Annotated in this window: 16 protein-coding genes; 5 read left to right on the top strand and 11 right to left on the bottom strand. The window is 67.2% G+C overall.

What is annotated here, in order from left to right; translation table 11 throughout:
* The first annotated feature begins 53 nt into the window (after positions 1-53).
* Positions 54-509: an REP-associated tyrosine transposase gene (locus DX03_RS03505; RefSeq protein WP_038686367.1), complete on the top strand. Its 456-nt coding sequence runs from the start codon at positions 54-56 to the stop codon at positions 507-509.
* A gap of 211 nt (positions 510-720) precedes the next feature.
* On the opposite strand, the gene DX03_RS03510 is transcribed toward DX03_RS03505, so the two are convergent.
* Positions 721-1,641: an LpxL/LpxP family Kdo(2)-lipid IV(A) lauroyl/palmitoleoyl acyltransferase gene (locus DX03_RS03510; RefSeq protein ID WP_038686370.1), complete on the bottom strand. Its 921-nt coding sequence runs from the start codon at positions 1,639-1,641 to the stop codon at positions 721-723.
* Positions 1,642-1,727: 86 nt separating this feature from the next.
* Between DX03_RS03510 and waaA the strand changes: the two genes are divergently transcribed.
* Positions 1,728-3,026: a lipid IV(A) 3-deoxy-D-manno-octulosonic acid transferase gene (gene waaA / locus DX03_RS03515; protein WP_038686372.1), complete on the top strand. Its 1,299-nt coding sequence runs from the start codon at positions 1,728-1,730 to the stop codon at positions 3,024-3,026.
* Between the two features lie 21 nt (positions 3,027-3,047).
* On the opposite strand, the gene mgtE is transcribed toward waaA, so the two are convergent.
* The 5 genes from mgtE to DX03_RS03540 all read right to left on the bottom strand — a co-directional run bounded on the left by mgtE (position 3,048) and on the right by DX03_RS03540 (position 9,302).
* Positions 3,048-4,430 (bottom strand): magnesium transporter, encoded by a 1,383-nt coding sequence (gene mgtE, locus DX03_RS03520; RefSeq protein WP_038686373.1) that lies wholly within the window; start codon positions 4,428-4,430, stop codon positions 3,048-3,050.
* A gap of 120 nt (positions 4,431-4,550) precedes the next feature.
* Entirely contained in the window at positions 4,551-5,219 is a 669-nt protein-coding gene (locus DX03_RS03525; protein ID WP_038686375.1) for a hypothetical protein, read from the bottom strand.
* A gap of 1,232 nt (positions 5,220-6,451) precedes the next feature.
* The gene (locus DX03_RS03530) at positions 6,452-7,828 is read right to left on the bottom strand and encodes a TolC family outer membrane protein (RefSeq protein ID WP_038686378.1); all 1,377 of its coding nucleotides are present in this window, start codon (positions 7,826-7,828) and stop codon (positions 6,452-6,454) included.
* A gap of 16 nt (positions 7,829-7,844) precedes the next feature.
* A complete protein-coding gene (locus tag DX03_RS03535; RefSeq protein ID WP_038686379.1) occupies positions 7,845-8,492 on the bottom strand; it encodes a protein-L-isoaspartate O-methyltransferase family protein in 648 nt (215 codons plus the stop codon).
* A gap of 138 nt (positions 8,493-8,630) precedes the next feature.
* Entirely contained in the window at positions 8,631-9,302 is a 672-nt protein-coding gene (locus DX03_RS03540) for a TetR/AcrR family transcriptional regulator (protein WP_038686381.1), read from the bottom strand.
* Between the two features lie 125 nt (positions 9,303-9,427).
* Here DX03_RS03540 and DX03_RS03545 point away from each other — a divergent pair, with 125 nt between their 5' ends.
* From DX03_RS03545 to DX03_RS03555, 3 genes are read left to right on the top strand one after another with little or no spacing between them, the layout of a single operon-like run.
* Complete coding sequence (locus tag DX03_RS03545; protein WP_038686382.1) at positions 9,428-10,558, top strand: efflux RND transporter periplasmic adaptor subunit; 1,131 nt, start codon at positions 9,428-9,430, stop codon at positions 10,556-10,558.
* A gap of 3 nt (positions 10,559-10,561) precedes the next feature.
* Positions 10,562-13,732: an efflux RND transporter permease subunit gene (locus DX03_RS03550; protein ID WP_038686385.1), complete on the top strand. Its 3,171-nt coding sequence runs from the start codon at positions 10,562-10,564 to the stop codon at positions 13,730-13,732.
* Between the two features lie 6 nt (positions 13,733-13,738).
* Positions 13,739-14,884, top strand: a complete 1,146-nt coding sequence (locus tag DX03_RS03555) for a hypothetical protein (RefSeq protein ID WP_185753455.1) — start codon at positions 13,739-13,741, stop codon at positions 14,882-14,884.
* A gap of 68 nt (positions 14,885-14,952) precedes the next feature.
* Here the strand turns inward: DX03_RS03555 and gdhA are convergent, their stop codons facing one another.
* The 5 genes from gdhA to DX03_RS03580 form a co-directional block, all read right to left on the bottom strand.
* Positions 14,953-16,296, bottom strand: coding sequence for an NADP-specific glutamate dehydrogenase (gene gdhA, locus DX03_RS03560; protein WP_038686388.1), 1,344 nt, complete (start codon positions 16,294-16,296; stop codon positions 14,953-14,955).
* 110 nt (positions 16,297-16,406) lie between these two features.
* Positions 16,407-17,468 (bottom strand): 3-isopropylmalate dehydrogenase, encoded by a 1,062-nt coding sequence (gene leuB / locus DX03_RS03565; RefSeq protein WP_038686389.1) that lies wholly within the window; start codon positions 17,466-17,468, stop codon positions 16,407-16,409.
* Entirely contained in the window at positions 17,458-18,036 is a 579-nt protein-coding gene (leuD, locus tag DX03_RS03570) for a 3-isopropylmalate dehydratase small subunit (protein ID WP_038686391.1), read from the bottom strand. The genes leuB and leuD overlap by 11 nt, the downstream gene beginning before the upstream one ends.
* Positions 18,036-19,457 (bottom strand): 3-isopropylmalate dehydratase large subunit, encoded by a 1,422-nt coding sequence (gene leuC, locus DX03_RS03575; RefSeq protein ID WP_038686393.1) that lies wholly within the window; start codon positions 19,455-19,457, stop codon positions 18,036-18,038. Before leuC ends, leuD begins: the two co-directional genes overlap by 1 nt.
* Before the next feature lie 34 nt (positions 19,458-19,491).
* Complete coding sequence (locus DX03_RS03580) at positions 19,492-20,277, bottom strand: class I SAM-dependent methyltransferase (protein ID WP_038686394.1); 786 nt, start codon at positions 20,275-20,277, stop codon at positions 19,492-19,494.
* Positions 20,278-20,286: the final 9 nt, after the last annotated feature.

Consider the following 20,286-nt stretch of genomic DNA (forward strand, 5'->3'; position numbering starts at 1 on the left):
ACGCGCGCCATCCACCGATGGGCACCACGCCCCGTCCCACGCACCCTCGTGCGATGACCAGCCCACGCCTCCAACGCGGCCGCTACTCGCATCCGGGCTATTGCTACGCGCTCACCACCACCACGCACGGCAGGCGGAGATGGTTCGACGATCCCCTCAATGCAGAGGTAATCATCGACACGCTGCGCTATATGGATCGTTGTGGAGTCAGTTGCACGTTGGCCTGGGTGGTCATGCCGGACCACGTGCATTGGTTGATCCGGCTGCGGCAAGACACCTTGGCGCGTTGCATGCTGCTGTTCAAATCACGCAGCAGCCGATTGTTGAATGAACGTCTGCGGCGAAAGGGGAAGCTCTGGCAGCACGGGTACTTCGACCACGCCGTGAGAAGTGAGGAATCCTTGCGCCGGCAGGCGTTGTACATCCTCGCCAACCCGATACGTGCGGGATTGGCCGGTGCGCTGGGTGAGTACCCGCACGCGTGGTCGCGGTGGCCCATGGAAGGGTAGAGCCACCCCATGGGTGGCTGTTCGCGGTCTGGCACCATGCAGCCACCCATGGGGTGGCTCTACCGGCGGAATTTGTGCAGCCACCCATGGGGTGGCTCTACCGGCGGAATTTGTGCAGCCACCCATGGGGTGGCTCTACCGGCGGAATTTGTGCAGCCACCCATGGGGTGGCTCTACCGGCGGAATTTGTGCAGCCACCCATGGGGTGGCTCTACCGGTAATAATCGCTGCGGCCGCCCGGCTGGCGCTTGAAGCGGCGGTGGATCCACAGGTACTGATCCGGTGCTTCGCGCACCATCGCTTCGATGGCCTGGTTGACGCGTGCGGTATCGGCTTCCACATCCTCGCTGGGGAAATTCTCCAGCGGTGCGCCGATCTTGAGGAAATACCGGCCGCCTTCGCGGCGATGGAAATACGGCACCACCGCGCAACCGGTCATGCGGGACAACTGGTGGGTGGCGGTGATGGTGGCGGCGGTGTGCCCGAAGAACGGCACGAACACGGTGTCCTTGCCGCGCATGTCCTGGTCCGGGGCGTACCACAGGAACCCGCCCTTCTTCAGGTGGCGCACGGTGGCGCGGATGTCCTCGTTGGCATACATCGCCTTGGCATAGCGCAGCCGGCCGAACTTCACCGCCCATTCGTACACCGGGTTGCGGTGCTTGCGGTACATGCCCGACAGATCCACGTGGTCGCACAACAGGCGCCCGCACATCTCCAGCGTCATGAAGTGGCCCGAGACCAGCAGCACGCCGCGGCCTTCGGCCTGCAGGCGCTGCAGGTGCTCCAGCCCTTCGATCTGCACCTGCGGGCGGATGCTGTCGATGCTGCCCCACCAGGCCCGGGCGAACTCGAAGATGCCCACGCCCAGGGCGTCGAAGCTGTCGCGCAGCAGGCGCTGCCGCCAGGCTTCGTCCTTTTCCGGGAAACATAGGCGCAGGTTGACCTCGGCCGCGCGCCGGCGGCTGCCGGCCAGGCGGTAGGCCACGGTGCCAACGCCGCGGCCCAGCGCGCGCTGCAGCATCCAGGGCAGCCGGGCCACGCCGAAGGCGGCGAACATGACGGCGAACATCGGCCAGTTGCGCGGGTCGCGCAGGGACGGGCGGGTGGCGGTGGAAGCGTTATCTGACATGGATTGGATTCTAATGGATGCATCCCGGCAGGCCCATCACGGCGGTGCGGGATGCCTTCCCCGCGCCGCTCCCGTATCCTCTGCGCATGCGCAAAAGCCCTGTCGAATGGATCCTGCGCGGCCTGTACTCGGCCGTGTTGTACCTGTTGCTGCCGATCACCGTGTACCACCTGGTCTGGCGCGGGTTCCGGGTGCGTGAGTACTTCCGCCGCTGGGACGAGCGTTACGCTTCCTATCCGCACCCCAGCGGGCAGCCGCGGGTGTGGCTGCACGCGGTGTCGGTGGGCGAGGTCAACGCCGCCGCACCGCTGGTCAATGCCCTGCGTGCGTTGCGCCCGGATATCCGCTGGGTGATCACCACCATCACCCCGACCGGTTCCGAACGCGTACGCGCGCTGTGGGGCGACGCCCTGGACCATGTCTACCTGCCCTACGACGTGCCGGGCAGCGTCGGCCGCTTCCTCGGCCACTTCAAGCCCAGCCTGGCGCTGATCCTGGAAACCGAGCTGTGGCCGAACATGCTGTTCGGCTGCCGGGACCGGGGCATTCCGGTGTACATCCTCAACGCGCGTCTGTCGGCACGCTCGCTGCGCGGGTATCGCCTGCTGAGGTCATTGATCGGGCGCGCGCTGCGCACGGTCACCTGCGTGGCCGCGCAGTCGCAGGACGATGCGGAGCGCTTCATCCAGCTGGGTGCACGTCCCGAGCAGGTGCAGGCGCTGGGCAACCTGAAGTTCGATATCGCCGCACCCAACGTGCAGGCCTTCGTGGCCCAGTTCCATGCGCTGGTGCCGGGTGATCGCCCGGTGTGGATCGCCGCCAGCACCCATGAAGGCGAAGAGCAGGCCACCATCGACCTGCACCGGCGCCTGCGCGAGGCACTGCCGGGCCTGCTGCTGTTGTGGGCGCCGCGCCATCCCGAGCGCTTCCCGCGGGTGGAGGCACTGGCCCGCGAGCAGGGCTGGAAGGTGGCCACGCGCCGCCAGCAGCAGTGGCCGCAGGCCGACACCGACGTGTTCGTGATCGACACGCTGGGCGAGCTGATGTCCTTCTACGGCTGTGCGCAGGTCGCCTTCGTCGGCGGCAGCCTGCAGGCGATCGGCGGCCACAACCTGCTGGAACCGGCAGCCATGGGAACGGCGTCGGTGACCGGCCCGCACCTGCACAACTTCGCCGAGATCTCCCGGCGCATGCGCGAGGCCGGTGCGGTGGTGATCGCCGACGATGCACAGGGCGTGGGCGATGCGCTGTTGACCCTGCTGCGCGATCCGCAGGCGCGCGAAGACATGGCCCGCGCCGGCTGCATGCTGGTCAGCAATGGACGCGGCGCGCTCGACCGCACCGTGGCGCTGATCGCCCCGCACCTGCCGCCGCCGGTGGCGTGAGCTCCGGCGGCAGCAGGCCGCTTATGCCGCTGCCACCAGCAGGTCGCCCAGGAACAGGTAGGCGAAGCCGAAGTAGATGAACACGCCGATCAGATCCATGATCGAGGTGATCATCGGCGACGACAGCGTGGCCGGGTCGGTGCCGATACGGCGCGCCGCAAACGGCAGCAGCGCGCCGATGATGCCGCCCAGCGCGGTGCACACCAGCATGCTGGAGCCGACCACCAGCAGCACGTCCATGCCCACGCCCTTGCTGAAGTACGCCAGGATCGCTTCCAGCACGGCGATGGTGACGCCCAGGCCGGCGGCCACCGGCAGCTCGCGCCGCACCACGAACCACACGTCGCGCCAGCTCAGCTTCAACTCGCCCAGCGCCATGCTGCGGATCACCAGCGTGGCCGACTGACTGCCGGTGTTGCCGCCCATGTCCACGATCGGGGCGATGAACGCGGCCAGCACGATTACCTGCGACAGCAGCGCCTCCTGCGCGGCCACGAAGGTGCTGGTGAGGATGCCGAAGCCGGTCAGGATCGCCAGCCAGAACACGCGTACCCGGAACATCTGCTTCAGCGGCGTGGTGCGTACATCCAGGTCGTTGCCCTGCGCGCTCACCGTGCCGCCGAAGCGCGCCAGCTGCGCGGCATCCTGTTGCTTCTCGATGTCCATCGCATCGTCGACGGTGACGATGCCGATCATGCGCCCATCGGCATGGGTGACCGGCAGCGCCAGCAGGTCGTAGCGGCGGATCAGTTCGGCGGCCTGCAACTGCGGCCAGTAGGCATCGGCGGTGGTGGGCGGGCTGCGCATGATCGATTCGATCGGCGCGTTGCCGTCGGCCAGCACCAGGTCGCGCAGGGAGATGCTGCCGTGCAGGCGCTGGTCGAGGTCGAGCACGAAGATGATGTCGATGGTCTCCTTGTCCAGCGCGGTATGGCGCAGGTGGGCGATGGCGTCGGCCACCGTCATCTGCGGGGCCAGGCAGGCGTAGTCAGAGGTGGTCACCGCGCCCACGGTGCCCTCGGGGTAGGCCGCCATGCGCAGCAGGTCATCGCGCTCGACCTTGGCCAGCGCGGGCAGCAGGTGCTGGCGCGCCGCCTCATCGAGGCGGTGGTAGAGGTCGGCGCGGTCGTCGGACGGCAGGTGCTCGAACAGCGTTACCACGGCGTCGCGCGGCATCGCGGTGAGCAGTGCGTCCTGCGCGCCGTCGGGAAAGTGGGCGAACAGCTCGGCACGTGCGGGCGGTGGCAGCAGCATCAGCAGGCCGAGCGTGACCTCAGTGCCGAACAGGTCGAGCGCTTCGACCAGATCCAGTGCATGCGTGGTGCTGGCGATGCTGGCAAAGGCAGCGGCATCGCGCGAGCGGATCAGGGTGCGGATCGAGAACAGAAGGTCTTCGCGGTTCATGGAATTCTCCAGCAGGTAGCAATGGGGCAGGCCGCAGCGGGCATCGGCAACGACGCTGGCGCGGCAGGCGGTCAGTGGACGAAGTGACGCGGTGCGACAGGCGACGCGCGCGACCGCTGCTCAGGGCAGGGCGGCGAGATTGAAGCCCAACGTCAGCCACTGCCCGTTGGGGTGGTGATGCACGCGCCCGGCGAGCAGGTCCACGCTGGCACCGGGCCACAGCAGCCGGCGCACGCCGATCTGGCTGCTGCGCTGGCGGTCGGCATCGCGCGCGCTTTCGGCCAGCAGTGACCAGTCGCGATGCAGCGCCACCTCGATGCCGACGCCGCTGGTGCGCCCCTGCCCGTGTGCGTGGTGGGCCCAGCCGAGGTTGAGGTGCAGCTGCACCCGGTCCTGCGCATCCAGCGCGACAGTCAGCGGAACCGTGAGGTTCCAGTCATCGCCGCGCGGTCGGTGCGTGGTGCCGCCCAGGCCGGCGCTGGCGGCCAGGCCCCAGCGTCGCTCCTTCCGCTCGACCAGCACGCGCTTGGCGCCCATGGCCCACTGCGTGGCGGGCTGGCCCGGCAGGCGGGTGAGGCCGAGCGACCATTCGGTATCGGCCACGGTGCAGGCCGGCACGGCGGTCCATTCCTGGCCGTCGCGGGTATGCCGCACCCAGCTTTCCAGCTGGCAATGGTGCGCATCGGTGATGCTGGCATCGTCCACCAGCAGGCTGGCGGCGGCGCGGGTATCGAGGGGAAGCACGGCCGCGCTCAACAACAGCGGGACCAGTACACGGCACTGGTGCATGGGCAATCTCCAGGCAATCGGAAACGCCAGCGGCACCCTCGTCGGGGTCGTTGGAAACGGCGATGCAGGTGATGCGAGGCGGGCGCATCATGCGATGCGCGGGCAAGCCCCGTCCTGTGCGGACGGAGCCAACCTTGGGGTCAGCGGGTCCGTCGGCTCAGGAGCAGCAACGAGGTCGACTATGACTGTCCAAGGAGGGGTCTCTGGGCGAAGGGAAGGGTGGTGCGGGGCGGACGTTAGAGCGTGTTCCGGTGGGGGTCAAGCGCTTTTCGCCGGTCTATACCAAGGTATCGGCGGGGTATGCGGGTGCGCGCCTTGGAAACGGGGATGTGTTGGTTTGACGGCGGAAGTGGAGCGCGCGTGCGTGTGTCGCGTAATGACGCAATTGGCTGGCGTGGCGCGGGTGATAGCACTTGCTCCAAATGGCTGCAACGCCGCTCTTCCATCGCCTATGGCTATTCGATGCGTGTCTCTGCCCGATGGCGATAAATCACCAAACGGCTGAGGCCGAGTAACTGATGCGGTGACCAAACTCGACATGCAGAGGCAGTAAGGAATCTTCCCACCATTGAACAGGGAGTATTCCTACTTCGCGACTCTGTTGCTTCGCGCATCCTTCTAAAGCCGGAATAGGCTGGCGAAAATGGAGTCACAAATGAGCAGGATGGGATTCGCTTTTTCAGTTGCTGCAGCATTGATAGTTGTTTCACCAAATGCGATGGCCGTTGCTTTTCAGACGGTCAGTCAGACAGCCACGGGCAGTGTAAATGGTGCTATTGATCTGACCCCCCAGTGCCCCGCAGGATTCGCGCCAATAGCTGGTGGGTGGCGGCCGAGTGACCCGTCTAGCGAGTACACACTTAACTACCCCATGAAGACGAATATACCCAATCACTGGGCGGTAACCCCACGCTTCGCATTGGTCGGGAGTCATCCGAATGGAAATGGGTGGCGCACATTCGGCTTCACCAATGCAGACGTGATCGTGGAAATCTATACGGTATGCGCGTCTGGCTGATGAGGGGCGCACAGGAGAGGAAGTGAGTCGCTCTGCCACATTCCTCAAAATTACTAAGGAGCGTCAGCCATCCCGTCTGTGGCAGATATCGATTTTCTGCTTTTAGCCACGTCGCGTTCTTGGAAGCTGGCTTTGCCCATTCTTGGACTTGCGTCAAGACATAAAAAAACCACCCGCATGCGGGTGGTTTTCCATCCAACGCTGTTGCGGCAGATCAGTTGACCTGGGTGCTCGGCGTGGCGGCTGCCTGGGTCAGCAGGCGGTTGATGTCCTGCAGTTCGGCGATGTCCAGCGTGCCCACGGCCTGGCCCAGCTGCAGACGGTTCTGCAGGAAGGTGTAGCGCGCGTTGGCGTAGTCCAGCTGCGCCGAGAACAGGATGCGCTGGTTCTGGATCACGTCCAGCACGGTGCGGGTACCCACTTCCAGGCCCACCTGCGAGGCGTCGTAGGCGCTCTGTGCCGAGACCACGGCCAGGCGGCGCGCTTCCACTTCGCTGATGCCGGCCACGAGGGTCTGGTAGGCATTGCGGGTGTTGCGGTCGAGGGCGCGCTTCTGCTGCTCGTAACCGTCCTGCGCGATGTCGCGCTGGGCCAGTGCCTGGCGCACGCCCGACTGGGTGGCACCGCCGGAGAAGATCGGCACGCTCAGGGTCAGGCCGACGCTGTTGGTGCGCAGGTCGGGGTTATACGAATTGCCAGCACCAATCCCGTTGTCGCCCCACGTGGCTGTCTTGCCCCAGCTACCGCCCAGCGACAGGGTCGGGTAATGGCCGCCACGGGCGGCCGAGACGCCGGACTCGGCTGCGCTGACCTTCAGCTCCTGCGCCTTCAGCGCCGGGTTCTGCGCCACCGCTTCGCCCACCAGCTGGTCGATCTGGGCGTACTTGGCCGGCAGTTCCGGGCGGAAGTCGGCCGGCAGGGCGCGCAGGTCGGCCACCGGCTGGCCGGTCAACTCGGTCAGCGCCTGGTAGCTGTCGGCCAGGGTGTTCTGCGCGACGATGGTGTTGGCGCGGGCCTGGTCGTACTGGGCACGTGCTTCATGCACGTCGGTGATCGGTGCCAGGCCCACTTCCAGGCGCTTGTCGGCGAAATCGAACTGCTTCTTGGCCGCCGCTTCGTTGGTCTGCGCGGCGGTCAGCGATTCGATCGCCACCAGCACGTTGAAGTACGCCGCCGAGGTGCGCACGATCAGGCTGTCGTTGGCCGAGTCCAGGGTGAAGTCGGCGGCCTGGCTCAGTTCGCGCTGCGAGCGCAGGTTGGCGAACTGGGTGAAGTTGAACAGGGTCTGGCTGCCGTTGATGGAGTACACCCGACGATTGCTGGTGAGACTGCCAGTCGGCGGCGTGCCGCCGGTACCACCGCGGTCGTCGGTGCGGCTGCGGTTGAGCGAGGCCTCACCATTGAGCTGCGGCAGCAGCGCGGCACGCGCCTGCACGGCGCCTTCCTTGTCGTACAGACGGGTCGATTCAGCCGCGGACAGCTGCGGGTCGCCATTGCGCGCCATTTCGTAGACCTGCAGCAGGTCGGCGGCAGAGGCGGTCATCGGCAGCAGGGCGGCGGCCAGCGCAATAGCGAGGGATCGGCGGATCATTGCGGCTTCCTTGGACTCAGAGTTGGAACTGGGGCGCCGGAGCGGCACCGCGCAGGTAATCGATATCGGTTTCAAACAGGGACTCGGTGCTGCCGTCGGCCTTGACCAGCACCGCTTCCATCACCGGCGACTGGCCGCGGATGACGAACAGACGGCCACCGGGACGCAGCCACTGGGTGAAACGTGACGGGATGGTGTCCACCGCGGCGGTCACGCAGATCGCGTCGAAGCGGCGCTCGGTTTCCCAGGTCAGGGCATCGGCGGTTTCAATCCGCACGTTGTTGCCCAGGCCGGCGGCATCCAGGCGCGCACGCGCACCGGTAGCCAGTTCCGGCTGGATTTCCAGGCTCAGCACTTCGCGGGCCAGCTCGCCCATGCAGGCGCTCAGGAAGCCGCTGCCGGTGCCGATTTCCAGCACTTCGTCGCCCGGCTGCAGATCCAGCGCCTGCAGGGTGCGGCCTTCGATGACCGGCTTCATCATCTTCTGCCCGAAGCCCAGCGGCAGTTCGATGTCGGCATACGCCAGGGCCTTGTGCGATTCAGCGACGAACGCTTCGCGCGGCAGGCGTGCCAGTACATCGAGCACGCGGATCTCCAGCACGTCCCAGGGACGGATCTGCTGTTCAACCATCAGTTCGCGGGCGTGGGAGTAATCGATCGTCATGAGGTTTCTAGTTCCAGCGCAGTGGGCCGGCCATTTTACCGGTGCCGGGAGCCGGCGGCGCGCTGAGAGCATCGCTGCCGTCGCGCCGGGGTCGCAGTGCCGGAAGTCACCGCGACCTCCGGTCCATTCATGTTGTTCTCACGCCGTGGGGCGCGGCGCGTAGGCCCTCAGGAAGAACGCCACGCTGGCGCTCACGTGGGCATCGGCGTCGCAGTCGGCCGGGGTCGGTCGCAGCCCGCACATCATATGCGTATGCAGCTCGCCTTTGATGAGGGTCATCAACTGCAGCGCGGCGGTTTCACAGTCGTCGATCTCCAGCTCGCCACGGGCCACGCGGGCCCGCAGGAACTCGGCCAGGGCGTCGGTGGTGCGTTGCGGGCCGGCCACCCAGAACATCTCGCGCAGGCGGTCATCGGTTTCCGGGGCCATCATCACCCGCTGCACCGCCACCGCCTCGGCCGAGGTGATCATGCTGAAAAACGCGTGGCCGATGCCCAGCAGCTGGTCGTGCAGCGGCCCTTCGGCGTCGGTGACAAACAGCGCGTCGGGCAGCATGGCGACACAGGTGGACTTCACAGCTTCGGTGAAAAGTGCCTCTTTGTCGCCGAAATGGCTGTAAACGGTCAGCTTGGACACCCCCGCCTGGGCGGCAATGCTGTCCATGCTTACCCCGTTATAGCCCTGGTCCACGAACAGGGCCTTGGCCGCCTCCAGGATCGCCGCGCGCTTGCCCAGGTCCTTCGGGCGCCCCGGCCCGGAGGCCTTGGCGGCGGGCTTGGCAGGGGCAATGGGGGCGGTCGGATCGGTCATCCAAACAATACTAGACCAATCGGTTCGATATTTATACTATACCGGCTGGTTCACTATTAGCCGTGCTGCAACAGTATGTTGCCGGCGCGAATTTTTCCCGGATTTCTTCTCAGGTCCTGTACCTCATGAAAAGCATGCGTTGGATGGGCGGTGGTTTGCTGGTGGTGCTGCTGGCGGCGTGCGGCAAGCACGATGCCGAGCCGGTGGCGGCCATTCCGGTACTGGTGGTGCATCCGGGCACCGTGGCCGGGCAGGAAGCGGCCGCCTATCCGGGTGAAGTGCATGCCCGCCAGGAGAGCCAACTGTCCTTCCGGGTGGGAGGCAACATGGTCAAGCGCCTGGTCGATGCCGGCCAGCGCGTGCGCAAGGGCGAGCTGCTGGCCGAACTGGACGCGGCCGACTACAGCGCTCAGGCCGCCGCCTCGCAGGCCCAGCTGGCCGCCGCCGATGCCGACCTGGTGCGCGCACGCGACGACCAGAAGCGCTACGCCAAGCTGGCCGAAGACCAGCTGGTGAGCCGCTCGGCGCTGGACCAGCAGACCGCCGCCTTCAAGGCCGCGCAGGGCCAGGCCAACGCCGCCCGCGCCAACCTGGCCGTGGCCCGCAACCAGGCCGATTACGCGCAGCTGCGCGCCCCGGCCGACGGCGTGATCGCCAGCCGCCAGGCCGAAGCCGGGCAGGTGGTGAGCGCGGGGCAGACCGTGTTCACCCTGGCCGCCGACGGCGGGCGCGAGGTGTTGATCGCACTGCCGGAAAGCAGCATCCGCGACTACCAGGTGGGCCAGGCGGTGCAGGTGGAACTGTGGAACCGCCCGGGCCAGCTGCTGCCCGGCACGATCCGCGAGATCGCCCCGGCCGCCGATGCGCAGGCCCGCACCTACGCCACCCGGGTCAGCCTGGCGCCCGAAGCGCTGAGCGAAGTGGAACTGGGCCAGAGCGCACGCGTGTTCGCCCGCGCCGGCCGTAGCGGCACCCTGCAGCTGCCGCTGGCGGCGGTGCTGCGTGGCGCCGACGGCACGGCCAGCGTGTGGGTGGTGAACCCGGCCAACGGCGCGCTCAAGGCCACCCCGGTAACGGTGGGTGCCTACGGTGCCGACGCGGTGCCGGTGCTGTCCGGTGTCACCGGCACCGATTGGGTGGTCGCCGCCGGCGGCCACCTGCTGCGCGAGGGCCAGGTGGTGACGCCGGTGGACCGCCAGAACCGACCGGTGCTGGCACCGGCGGCCGCGCCCGCTGCCGCCGGCAAGGGGCACTGAGCCGTGCGCCGCTTCAATCTTTCCGAATGGGCGTTGAGCAACCGCCCGCTGGTGCTGTTTGCGATGCTGGCGTTCGCGGTCATCGGCGCGTGGTCGTACAAGCACCTGGGCCAGTCCGAGGATCCGCCGTTCACCTTCAAGGCGATGGTGGTGCGCACGATGTGGCCCGGCGCCACCGCCGAGCAGGTCTCGCGGCAGGTTACCGAGCCGATCGAAAAAGCGCTGATGAACACCGGCGAATACGAGTTCATCCGGTCCTACTCGCGTCCGGGCGAATCGCAGGTGATTTTCATGGCGCGCGACAGCCTGCGCTCCAAGCAGATTCCGGACCTGTGGTACCAGGTGCGCAAACGCGTGGGCGACATCCGCGCCACGCTGCCGCGCGAGATCGTCGGGCCGTTCTACAACGATGAGTTCGGCGACACCTTCGGCAACATCTACGCGTTGACCGGCAAGGGCTTCGATTACGCGGTGATGCGCGACTACGCCGACCGCATCCAGCTGGAACTGCAGCGCGTGCCGGACGTCGGCAAGATCGACCTGGTGGGCCTGCAGGACGAGAAGGTCTGGATCGAGTTGTCCAACACCAAGCTGGCCACGCTGGGCGTGTCGCTGCAGCAGGTGCAGCAGGCGCTGGCCGACCAGAACGCGGTCAGTGCCACCAGCTTCTTTGAAACCCCCAGCGACCGCGTGCAGCTGCGCGTGACCGGCCAGTTCGATTCCATCGAGGACATCCGCCGGTTCCCGATCCAGGCCGGCGAGCGCACTATCCACCTGGGCGATATCGCGCAGGTCAAGCGCGGCTTCGCCGATCCTGCCTCGCCGAAGATGCGCTTCATGGGCGAGGACGCCATCGGCCTGGCCGTGGCGATGAAGGACGGCGGCGACATCCTGAAGCTGGGCGCCACCCTGGACGCCGAGTTCGAGCGCCTGCAGAAGACCCTGCCGGCTGGCATGCAGCTGCGCAAGGTGTCCGACCAGCCGCACGCGGTGGAAGAGTCGGTGGGCGAGTTCGTGCAGGTGCTCACCGAAGCGGTGGTGATCGTGCTGCTGGTCAGCTTCTTCTCGCTGGGTCTGCGCACCGGCCTGGTGGTGGGCGTGACCATTCCGCTGGTGCTGGCGATGACCTTCTTCGTCATGCATTACTTCGGCATCGGCCTGCACAAGATCTCGCTGGGCGCGCTGGTGCTGGCGCTGGGCCTGCTGGTGGACGATGCGATCATCGCGGTGGAGATGATGGCCACCAAGATGGAGCAGGGCTACGACCGCCTACGCGCGGCCAGTTTCGCCTGGGAATCCACCGCCTTCCCGATGCTCACCGGCACGCTGATCACCGCCGCCGGCTTCCTGCCGATCGCTACCGCGGCATCGAGCACCGGTGAATACACCCGTTCGCTGTTCCAGGTGGTGACCATCGCGCTGGTGGTGTCGTGGATTGCTGCGGTGCTGTTCATTCCGTACCTGGGCGACAAGATGCTGCCGGACCTGTTCAACCGGCAGCCGCCCAAGCCGACCAGCCTGGCTGGGCGCTGGCACGCCCGCCGCCTGCAGTGGGCCGACCGCCACCCGGCGTTCGCGCGCTGGATCAGGCCGACCGAACATGCGCACGACCATGACCCGTACCAGCGGCCGTTCTACACCCGCTTCCGCAGCTTCCTGGATACCTGCCTGCGCCACCGCTGGTGGGTGATCGGCGCGACGATTGCGTTGTTCATCTTCTCGCTGGCGATCTTCCGCTTCGTGCCGCAGCAGTTCTTCCCCGATTCGACCCGGCCCGAGCTGATGGTCGACATCGAGCTGGCCGAAGGTGCATCGCTGGCCTCCACCCAGGCCCAGGCCAGCAAGCTGGAAAAGCTGTTGAAGGGCCGCGAGGGCATCAGCAACTACGTGGCCTACGTGGGGACCGGTTCGCCGCGCTTCTACCTGCCGCTGGACCAGCAGCTGCCGGCCACCAACTTCGCCCAGTTCGTGGTGCTCACCGCCGACGCCAAGGCCCGTGAGTCCACCCGCGACTGGCTGATGAAGGACGTGATCAAGCAGTTCCCCGATGTCCAGATGCGCGTGACCCGCCTGGAGAACGGTCCGCCGGTGGGCTACCCGGTGCAGATGCGCATCTCCGGCGAGCACATCGCGCAGGTGCAGGCCATTGCCCGCCAGGTCGAGGCCAAGGTGCGCGAGAACCCGCACGTGATCAACGTCAACCTGGACTGGAGCGAGCCAAGCAAGGTGGTGCGGCTGGTGATCGACCAGGACCGTGCCCGCGCCTTGGGCGTGAGCAGCGCGCAGGTGAGCCAGTTCCTGAGCAGTTCGCTGTCGGGCATGAGCGTGAGCACCTACCGCGAAGGCAACCGCCAGATCGAGATGCTGCTGCGCGGGCCGGACAACGAGCGCGCCCAGCTGGGCCTGCTCGGCAGCCTGGCCATTCCCACCGCCAGCGGCACCCCGGTGACGCTGTCGCAGGTGGCGCGCCTGGAGTACGCCTTCGAGGACGGCATCATCTGGCACCGCAACCGCCTGCCCACGGTGACCGTGCGCGCCGATATCGGCGATGGCATGCAGCCGCTGGACGTGGTGCAGCAGATCCTGCCCACGCTGGACGGCATCCGCGCGCAGCTGCCGTCAGGCTACCTGCTGGAGACCGGCGGTACCGTGGAAGACTCGGCACGCGGGCAGAACTCGATCAAGGCCGGCATGCCGCTGTTCCTGATCGTGGTAGCCACGCTGCTGATGCTGCAGCTGCGCAGCTTCTCGCGTGCGGCCATGGTGCTGGTCACCGCGCCGCTGGGCATCATCGGCGCCACGCTGTTCCTGCTGCTGTTCCGCGCGCCGTTCGGCTTCGTGGCGCTGCTGGGTACCATCGCGCTGGCCGGCATGATCATGCGCAACTCGGTGATCCTGATCGACCAGATCCAGCAGGACATCGACGCCGGGCATGACCGCTGGCACGCCATCATCGACGCCACCGTGCGCCGCTTCCGCCCGATCGTGCTGACCGCGCTGGCCGCGGTGCTGGCGATGATCCCGCTGTCGCGCAGTGCGTTCTACGGCTCGATGGCGATCTCGATCATGGGCGGCTTGATCGTCGGCACCGTGCTGACGTTGGTGTTCCTGCCGGCGCTGTATGCGGCATGGTTCCGGGTGAAGCCGGATGAGGCCAAGACCAGCGAAGGTTGATGGACGATGAAGCCGGCCGGTGGCCGGCTTCTTCTTTTCGGCGCGATGGCCTGTCGTCTCGCGGTACTGGCGAGTGCACAATGCACACCGGATTGTCTTCGGCCGCGCATGATGTCGCTTCGTTTTTCCTCTCTGTTCGTTTCTGCTGCGGCCGTTGCCTTGTTGATGGCCGTCGCGCCGCCCGCGCAGGCGAACACTGCTGCCAGTTTCCAGCGCGATCTCGTCGAACTCCTGGAATGCCGTGCCTCACCGGCGACGGTGGAGGCGGTGACGACGGCGCTGCGGGGCGCACGGTACGGCTCGCCGCAGGAGCGTCCGGCCTATCTGCAGGGCTGGGGCTTCACACGCAGCAGTGACGAGGAGGACGTGACGACCTTCATCGACATGCCGGACGCGTTGACGGTGCACGGCATCACAACACGCCGCGTGGTGGTGGATGACAGGGGCTTCTCGATTCCCATCGATGCCGGGCAGCGTGCGCGCATTGTCAGCGAGACCGGACTGCGGCGTCGGTCGAGTACGTTGCGTGAGCCGTTCCAGGTGTGGTCAGCGCCCCCTACAGCCGTCAACACGTCATCGCCCGGCGCGATCGTGGTGAGCAGCGATGGTGAGGGCTATCGGGTGGGATGTGACTACCCGGGTCTGATGCGCGAAGCGCGCATTCCGCCCCGATTGCGCGAGACGGCCACGGCGGATGATATGGGCGCTGCGCTCGAATGTCGGGCGGACGACGCTGCCATGCGGCGCATCGCCAACATGTGGGAGCGTGTCTCGGAACTGTCGCCGCTGGCATGGCCGGACAATGTAAGCGCGGTCGCCGAGCGTGAGTACCATGCCAATGGCCAGGAGATGCCCGTCATGGTCGTCACGCTGGAGCAGCCGGTGGCGTTGAAGGGTCTGCCTGCGCAGTCGCTCGTCCTCGCCTACGGAGGTTACTTCGCGGCGGACATGGGCGATGCGCCGCTGAGGGCGGTGCTCGCTGTCACCGGTCTGGGCGCGGCGGATCGGCAGGTAGAGGGGTATTGGAGGCGCGAAGCAACGCGGGAGGCGTCCTCTGGATACACGCGCGTGCGGTCGTTCAGCGTCATACCCACCGACAGCGGCGGGGTGCTGGCCGGCTGCATGACGAGCGACATTCGCTCCGCGCACTGACCGCTGCGGTAAGACACGCCGCAGGGCGCCGCGGATAAACACCGCCGCGCCTCTTCAACGGTCCGCCTTCAGTAAACGCCCTGCGCCAGCATCGCATCGGCCACTTTGACGAAGCCGGCGATATTGGCGCCATCCACGTAGTTCACGCTGCCATCGGCACGCTTGCCGTGGCGCACGCAGTTGGCGTGGATGTCCTTCATGATCCCGTGCAGGCGCTCGTCGACATCGGCGTGATGCCAGGACAGGCGCTGCGCGTTCTGGCTCATTTCCAGCCCCGAGGTGGCCACGCCGCCGGCGTTGCTGGCCTTGCCGGGTGCGTACAGGGTGCCGGACGCGAGGAAGACGTCCACTGCCTCCAGCGTCGAGGGCATGTTGGCGCCTTCGGCCACGCACAGCACGCCGTTGTCGACCAGGGCGCGCGCATCGTCTTCATCCAGTTCGTTCTGGGTGGCGCAGGGCAGGGCGATCTCAGCCGGGATGTGCCAGGGGCGCTTACCGTCCAGGTACTCGAAGCGCTTGTCGTCAGCCAGTTCGGACAGGCAGCCGCGACGTTCGTTGCGCAGTTCCACCACCTCCTGCAACGCCGCTTCATCGAAGCCGTCACGGGCGTACAGCGTGCCGCCGGAATCGGAGAGCGTGAGTACGTTCGCACCTAGTTCGATGGCCTTGATCGCGGCATGCTGAGCCACGTTTCCGGCGCCGGAAATCAACACCCTGGCGCCATCGGTATCGCGGCGGGCATGGTGCAGCATCTGCTCGACGAAGTAGACCGTGCCGAAGCCGGTCGCCTCCGGACGCATCAGGCTGCCACCGTAGGAGAGCCCCTTCCCGGTGAACACGCAGGAGGCGTCGTTGGTGATCTTCTTCATCATGCCGGTCATGTAGCCGACCTCGCGCGCGCCGACGCCGATATCGCCCGCGGGCACGTCGGTGTCGGCGCCGAGGTGGCGGTGCAGTTCCAGCATCAAGGCCTGGCAGAAGCGCATCACTTCGGTGTCGCTGCGGCCCTTGGGATTGAAGTCCGAACCGCCCTTGCCACCGCCCATCGGCAGGGTGGTGAGCGCGTTCTTCAGGGTCTGCTCGAACGCGAGGAACTTCAGGATCGACTGGTTGACCGACGGATGAAAGCGCATGCCGCCCTTGAACGGGCCGATCGCCGAGCTGTGCTGCACGCGCCAGCCGCGATTCACATGGATCTTGCCGGCATCATCGGCCCAGGCCACGCGAAACTGGATCAACCGCTCGGGCTCCACCAGCCGCTCCAGCAGGCCATGTTCCAGGTAGCGGGGATTGCGCTCCAGGAACGGCCACAGGCTTTGGATCACTTCTTTGACGGCTTGCAGGAACTCCGGCTGATGCGGATCGCGCTGGGCCACGTGGGTGAGAAAGTCGGCAGAGGAACGAGGGTTCAAAGGCTTTCCTTGTTGGGGGCCGGCCGCTGGCTGCGACGTGGCCGACGGGACAGGGAGGCCGTGCGGGATGTGGAAACACGAACGCGGCCCTCAGGCCGCGTTCGTGACGATCATTGCAGCTTGGCAAGGACCGCGTCGGTTGCTGCGGCGGTACTGACCGCAAAACCCTTGGCGGCGAGATCGGCGGTGAACACGCCGTCATCCAGCACGGCATACACCGCAGCCTCGACCGTAGCAGCCTCGTCGTCCAGCCCCAGTGAATGCCGCAGCAGCATCGCGGCACTGAAGATCGTGGCGTACGGATTGGCAATGCCCTTGCCGGCGATGTCCGGCGCCGAACCGTGGATCGGCTCGTAGATGCCCACTGCGCCGGGCTCGCCCAGCGACGCCGATGGCAGCAGACCGAGCGAGCCGGCCAGCATCGAGGCTTCATCGGTGAGGATGTCACCGAACATGTTCTCGGTCACGATCACATCGTATTCGCGCGGCTTGGCCAGCAGGTGCATGGCCATCGAATCGACCAGTTGGTGCTCCAGTGCAACGTCCGGGAATTCCTCGCGACCGATCCGCGCAGCGACATCGCGCCACAGGCGCGAGGTTTCCAGCACGTTGGCCTTGTCCACCGAGGTGACCTTGCCGCGGCGGGTCCGGGCCAGGCGGAAGGCGGTACGCAGCACGCGTTCGATCTCGCCCACGCTGTAGCTGCATAGGTCGCTGGCGGTGTCGGCGGTGCGGGTCTTCTCACCGAAGTAGATGCCGCCGGTCAGCTCACGCACGACGACGAAGTCCACGCCCTCCAGCAGTTCGGCCTTGATCGGCGAGGCGCCAAGCGCGGCAGCATGCGTGCGCACCGGGCGCAGGTTGGCGTACAGACCCAGCGCTTTGCGGATGGCCAGCAGGCCCTGCTCGGGGCGGACCTTGGCATTCGGGTCGGACCACTTCGGCCCGCCGACCGCGCCAAGCAGGATGGCGTCCGCCTTGCGGCAGGCCTCCAGCGTGGTGGCCGGCAGCGGCTCGCCGCGGCGATCGATGGCGATGCCCCCGATATCGTGTTCCTGGAACCCGAAGGTGTGACCGAAACGGGTGGCGACGGCTTCCAGCACCGCGATGGCGGCGGCGGCGACTTCCGGACCGATGCCGTCACCCGGCAATACGACAATCTCAGCGTGCATGTTCACTCTCGTAACGTTCAATGTCAGGGGTACGGCCCAACAGATACCCCAATTGGTCCACGCCTTCCAGCAGGCAGGTCTGCGAGAAGCCGTCCAGCGGGAAGGCATACACGCGTCCATCGGGCGTGCGCAGTTCGCGCGCGGCCACGTCGATGGTCAGTTCGTCATCCGGGCGCTGCATCAGCGTCTGCACATCGGCCTCGTCCAGCACGATCGGCAGCAGGCCGTTCTTCAGCGAATTGCCGCGGAAGATATCGGCGATCTCGCTGCTGACGATGGCGCGCAGGCCCAGGTCGGTCAGTGCCCACGGCGCATGCTCGCGCGAGGAGCCGCAGCCGAAGTTGCGCCCGGCCAGCAGGATGCTGCGCCCGGCGTTGTGTGGCTGGTTGAAGGCGAATGCCGGGTTCGGCACGCCCTCGCTCTGCCAGCGCCAGTCGTTGAAGGCATGCTTGCCCAGGCCGGCGCGCTCGGTGGTGGACAGGAACCGCGCCGGGATGATCTGGTCGGTGTCGATGTTGGTCTCGCGCAGCACCACGCTGGTCGAGGTCAGGGTACGGAAGCCGCTCATCAGGCCACCTCCTGGGCGGCATACAGTTCACGCGGGTCGGACACCCGGCCGTTCACCGCCGCCCAGGCCGCGGTCATGGGCGAGGCCAGCAGCGTGCGCGAGCCCGGGCCCTGGCGGCCCTCGAAATTGCGGTTGCTGGTGCTCACCGCCAGCTGGCCCGGGGCGACCAGATCGCCGTTCATGGCGATGCACATCGAGCAGCCCGGCTCGCGCCATTCGGCACCGGCCGCGCGCACGATGGTGTGGATGCCTTCGGCCTCGGCCTGGCGCTTGACGATCTCCGAACCGGGCACCACCAGCATGCGCACGCCATCGGCGACGCGGCGGCCCTGCAGCACCTGCGCCACTTCGCGCATGTCGCTCAGGCGGCCGTTGGTGCACGAACCGACGAACACCACGTCCACCGGGGTGCCGGCCAGGGTCTGGCCGGCGTGGAAGTGCATGTAGTCCAGGCCTTTCTGGTCGGCGGCATCGTTGGCCGCCGGGATCGGCTGGTCCACCGCGATCGCCGTGCCGGGGTGGGTGCCCCAGGTCAGGGTGGGGCGGATGTCGGCGGCCTCGATGTGGACCTCCACGTCGAAGCGCGCACCGACGTCGCTGCGCAGCTGCGACCAGGCGGCCACGGCGGCGTCGAAGTCGGCGCCCTTGGGTCCGCGCGGGGTATTGGCGACCCAGTCGAAGGTGGTCTGGTCGGGAGCGACCATGCCGGCGCGTGCGCCGGCCTCGATCGACATGTTGCACAACGTCATGCGCTGCTCCATGTCCATCGCCTCGATGGCGCTGCCGCGGAACTCCAGCACGTGGCCGGTGCCGCCATTGACGCCGATCACGCCGATGATGTGCAGCACCACGTCCTTGGCGCCCACGCCCACCGGCAGCACGCCGTCGACGGTGATGGCCATGGTTTTGGCCTTGCGCTGCAGCAGGCACTGGGTCGCCAGCACGTGGCCGACTTCACTGGTGCCGATGCCGAACGCCAGCGCGCCGAACGCACCGTGGGTGGAGGTGTGGCTGTCGCCGCAGACGATAGTCATGCCCGGCTGGGTGAAGCCCTGCTCGGGCGCAATCACGTGCACGATGCCGCGATTGGCCGACTGCAGGTCGAACAGCTCGATGCCGTACGCGGCGCAGTTGCGCGCCAGCATCGCCACCTGCGCTTCGGAGGCGGCGCTGGCGTAGGGCAGCTTGCCGTCGGGGCCGGCCGGCAGGGTCGGGGTGGAGTGGTCCATGGTGGCCTTGGTCCGGTCCGGGCGGCGCGGCGCCAGGCCACGCTCGCGCAGTTCGGTGAAGGCCTGCGGCGAGGTCACTTCGTGGATCAGGTGCAGGTCGATGTACAGCACGGCGGGCGCGCTGTCCGATTCGGGCACGACGATGTGGGCGTCCCACAGTTTGTCGTACAGGGTGCGGGGAGCTGGGGTCATGGAATGGCCTTGCTGTGTGCGTGTCAAAGATGGATCAAACAGTGCGCAGGCGCGCGTCGAAGCGCAGCCGCACGTAATCGGCGGTCCACTGGCCGCGCCCGTCGCACTGGGTCGGTTCGAGCAGCGCGACCGCAGCGCCGATGACGTGCTGGCGCTGCGTGGCGTCCAGGCCGGCCAGGAACGGAGGGGCGAAGGTCCGCAGCCAGCCGCGCATGCCGGTGGGCAGTGCGGTGGGACGCACCTGCGACTCGATGTAGCGCACCTGGAAGCCGTGCGCGCGCAGGCGATCGGCATAGTCGTCGGCGGTGGGGAAGTACCACGGGAACGCCGGCACCGCGTGGCCGTTGCTGCACAGGGCGGCCTGCAGCGCGCTGGTGATGGCCACCACGTTGCCGTGCCCGCCCATCTCGGCGACGAAGCGGCCGCCCGGCTTCAACGCGCGGGCGACGCCGGCGATCACCTGGTCGGCGCCGCGCATCCAGTGCAGGGCGGCGTTGCTGAACACCGCATCGAACTGGCGGTCGAAGGTCATGGCATGGGCATCCATGACGTGCGCCTCGATGCCGCGTGCGCGCGCACCGCCGACCAGTTCCGGCGAGGCGTCCACGCCGGTGATGTGCGCGCCGCTGAGGGCCAGGTCGAAGCTCAACACGCCGTCGCCGCAGCCCAGGTCGAGGATGCGCTCACCGCGCTGCGGGTCGAGCAGCCGCGCCACCGCGCCACCGAGCACGGGCACGAAGCCGGCGTCGATGGCGTAGTCGTGGGCGTTCCACGGGTGGGCATCCGTGCCGGGGGTGTCGAAGCTGTCGAAGGCGCTCATGGAAACTCC

It is taken from the genome of Stenotrophomonas rhizophila, assembly GCF_000661955.1.
GTDB classification, from domain to species: domain Bacteria; phylum Pseudomonadota; class Gammaproteobacteria; order Xanthomonadales; family Xanthomonadaceae; genus Stenotrophomonas; species Stenotrophomonas rhizophila.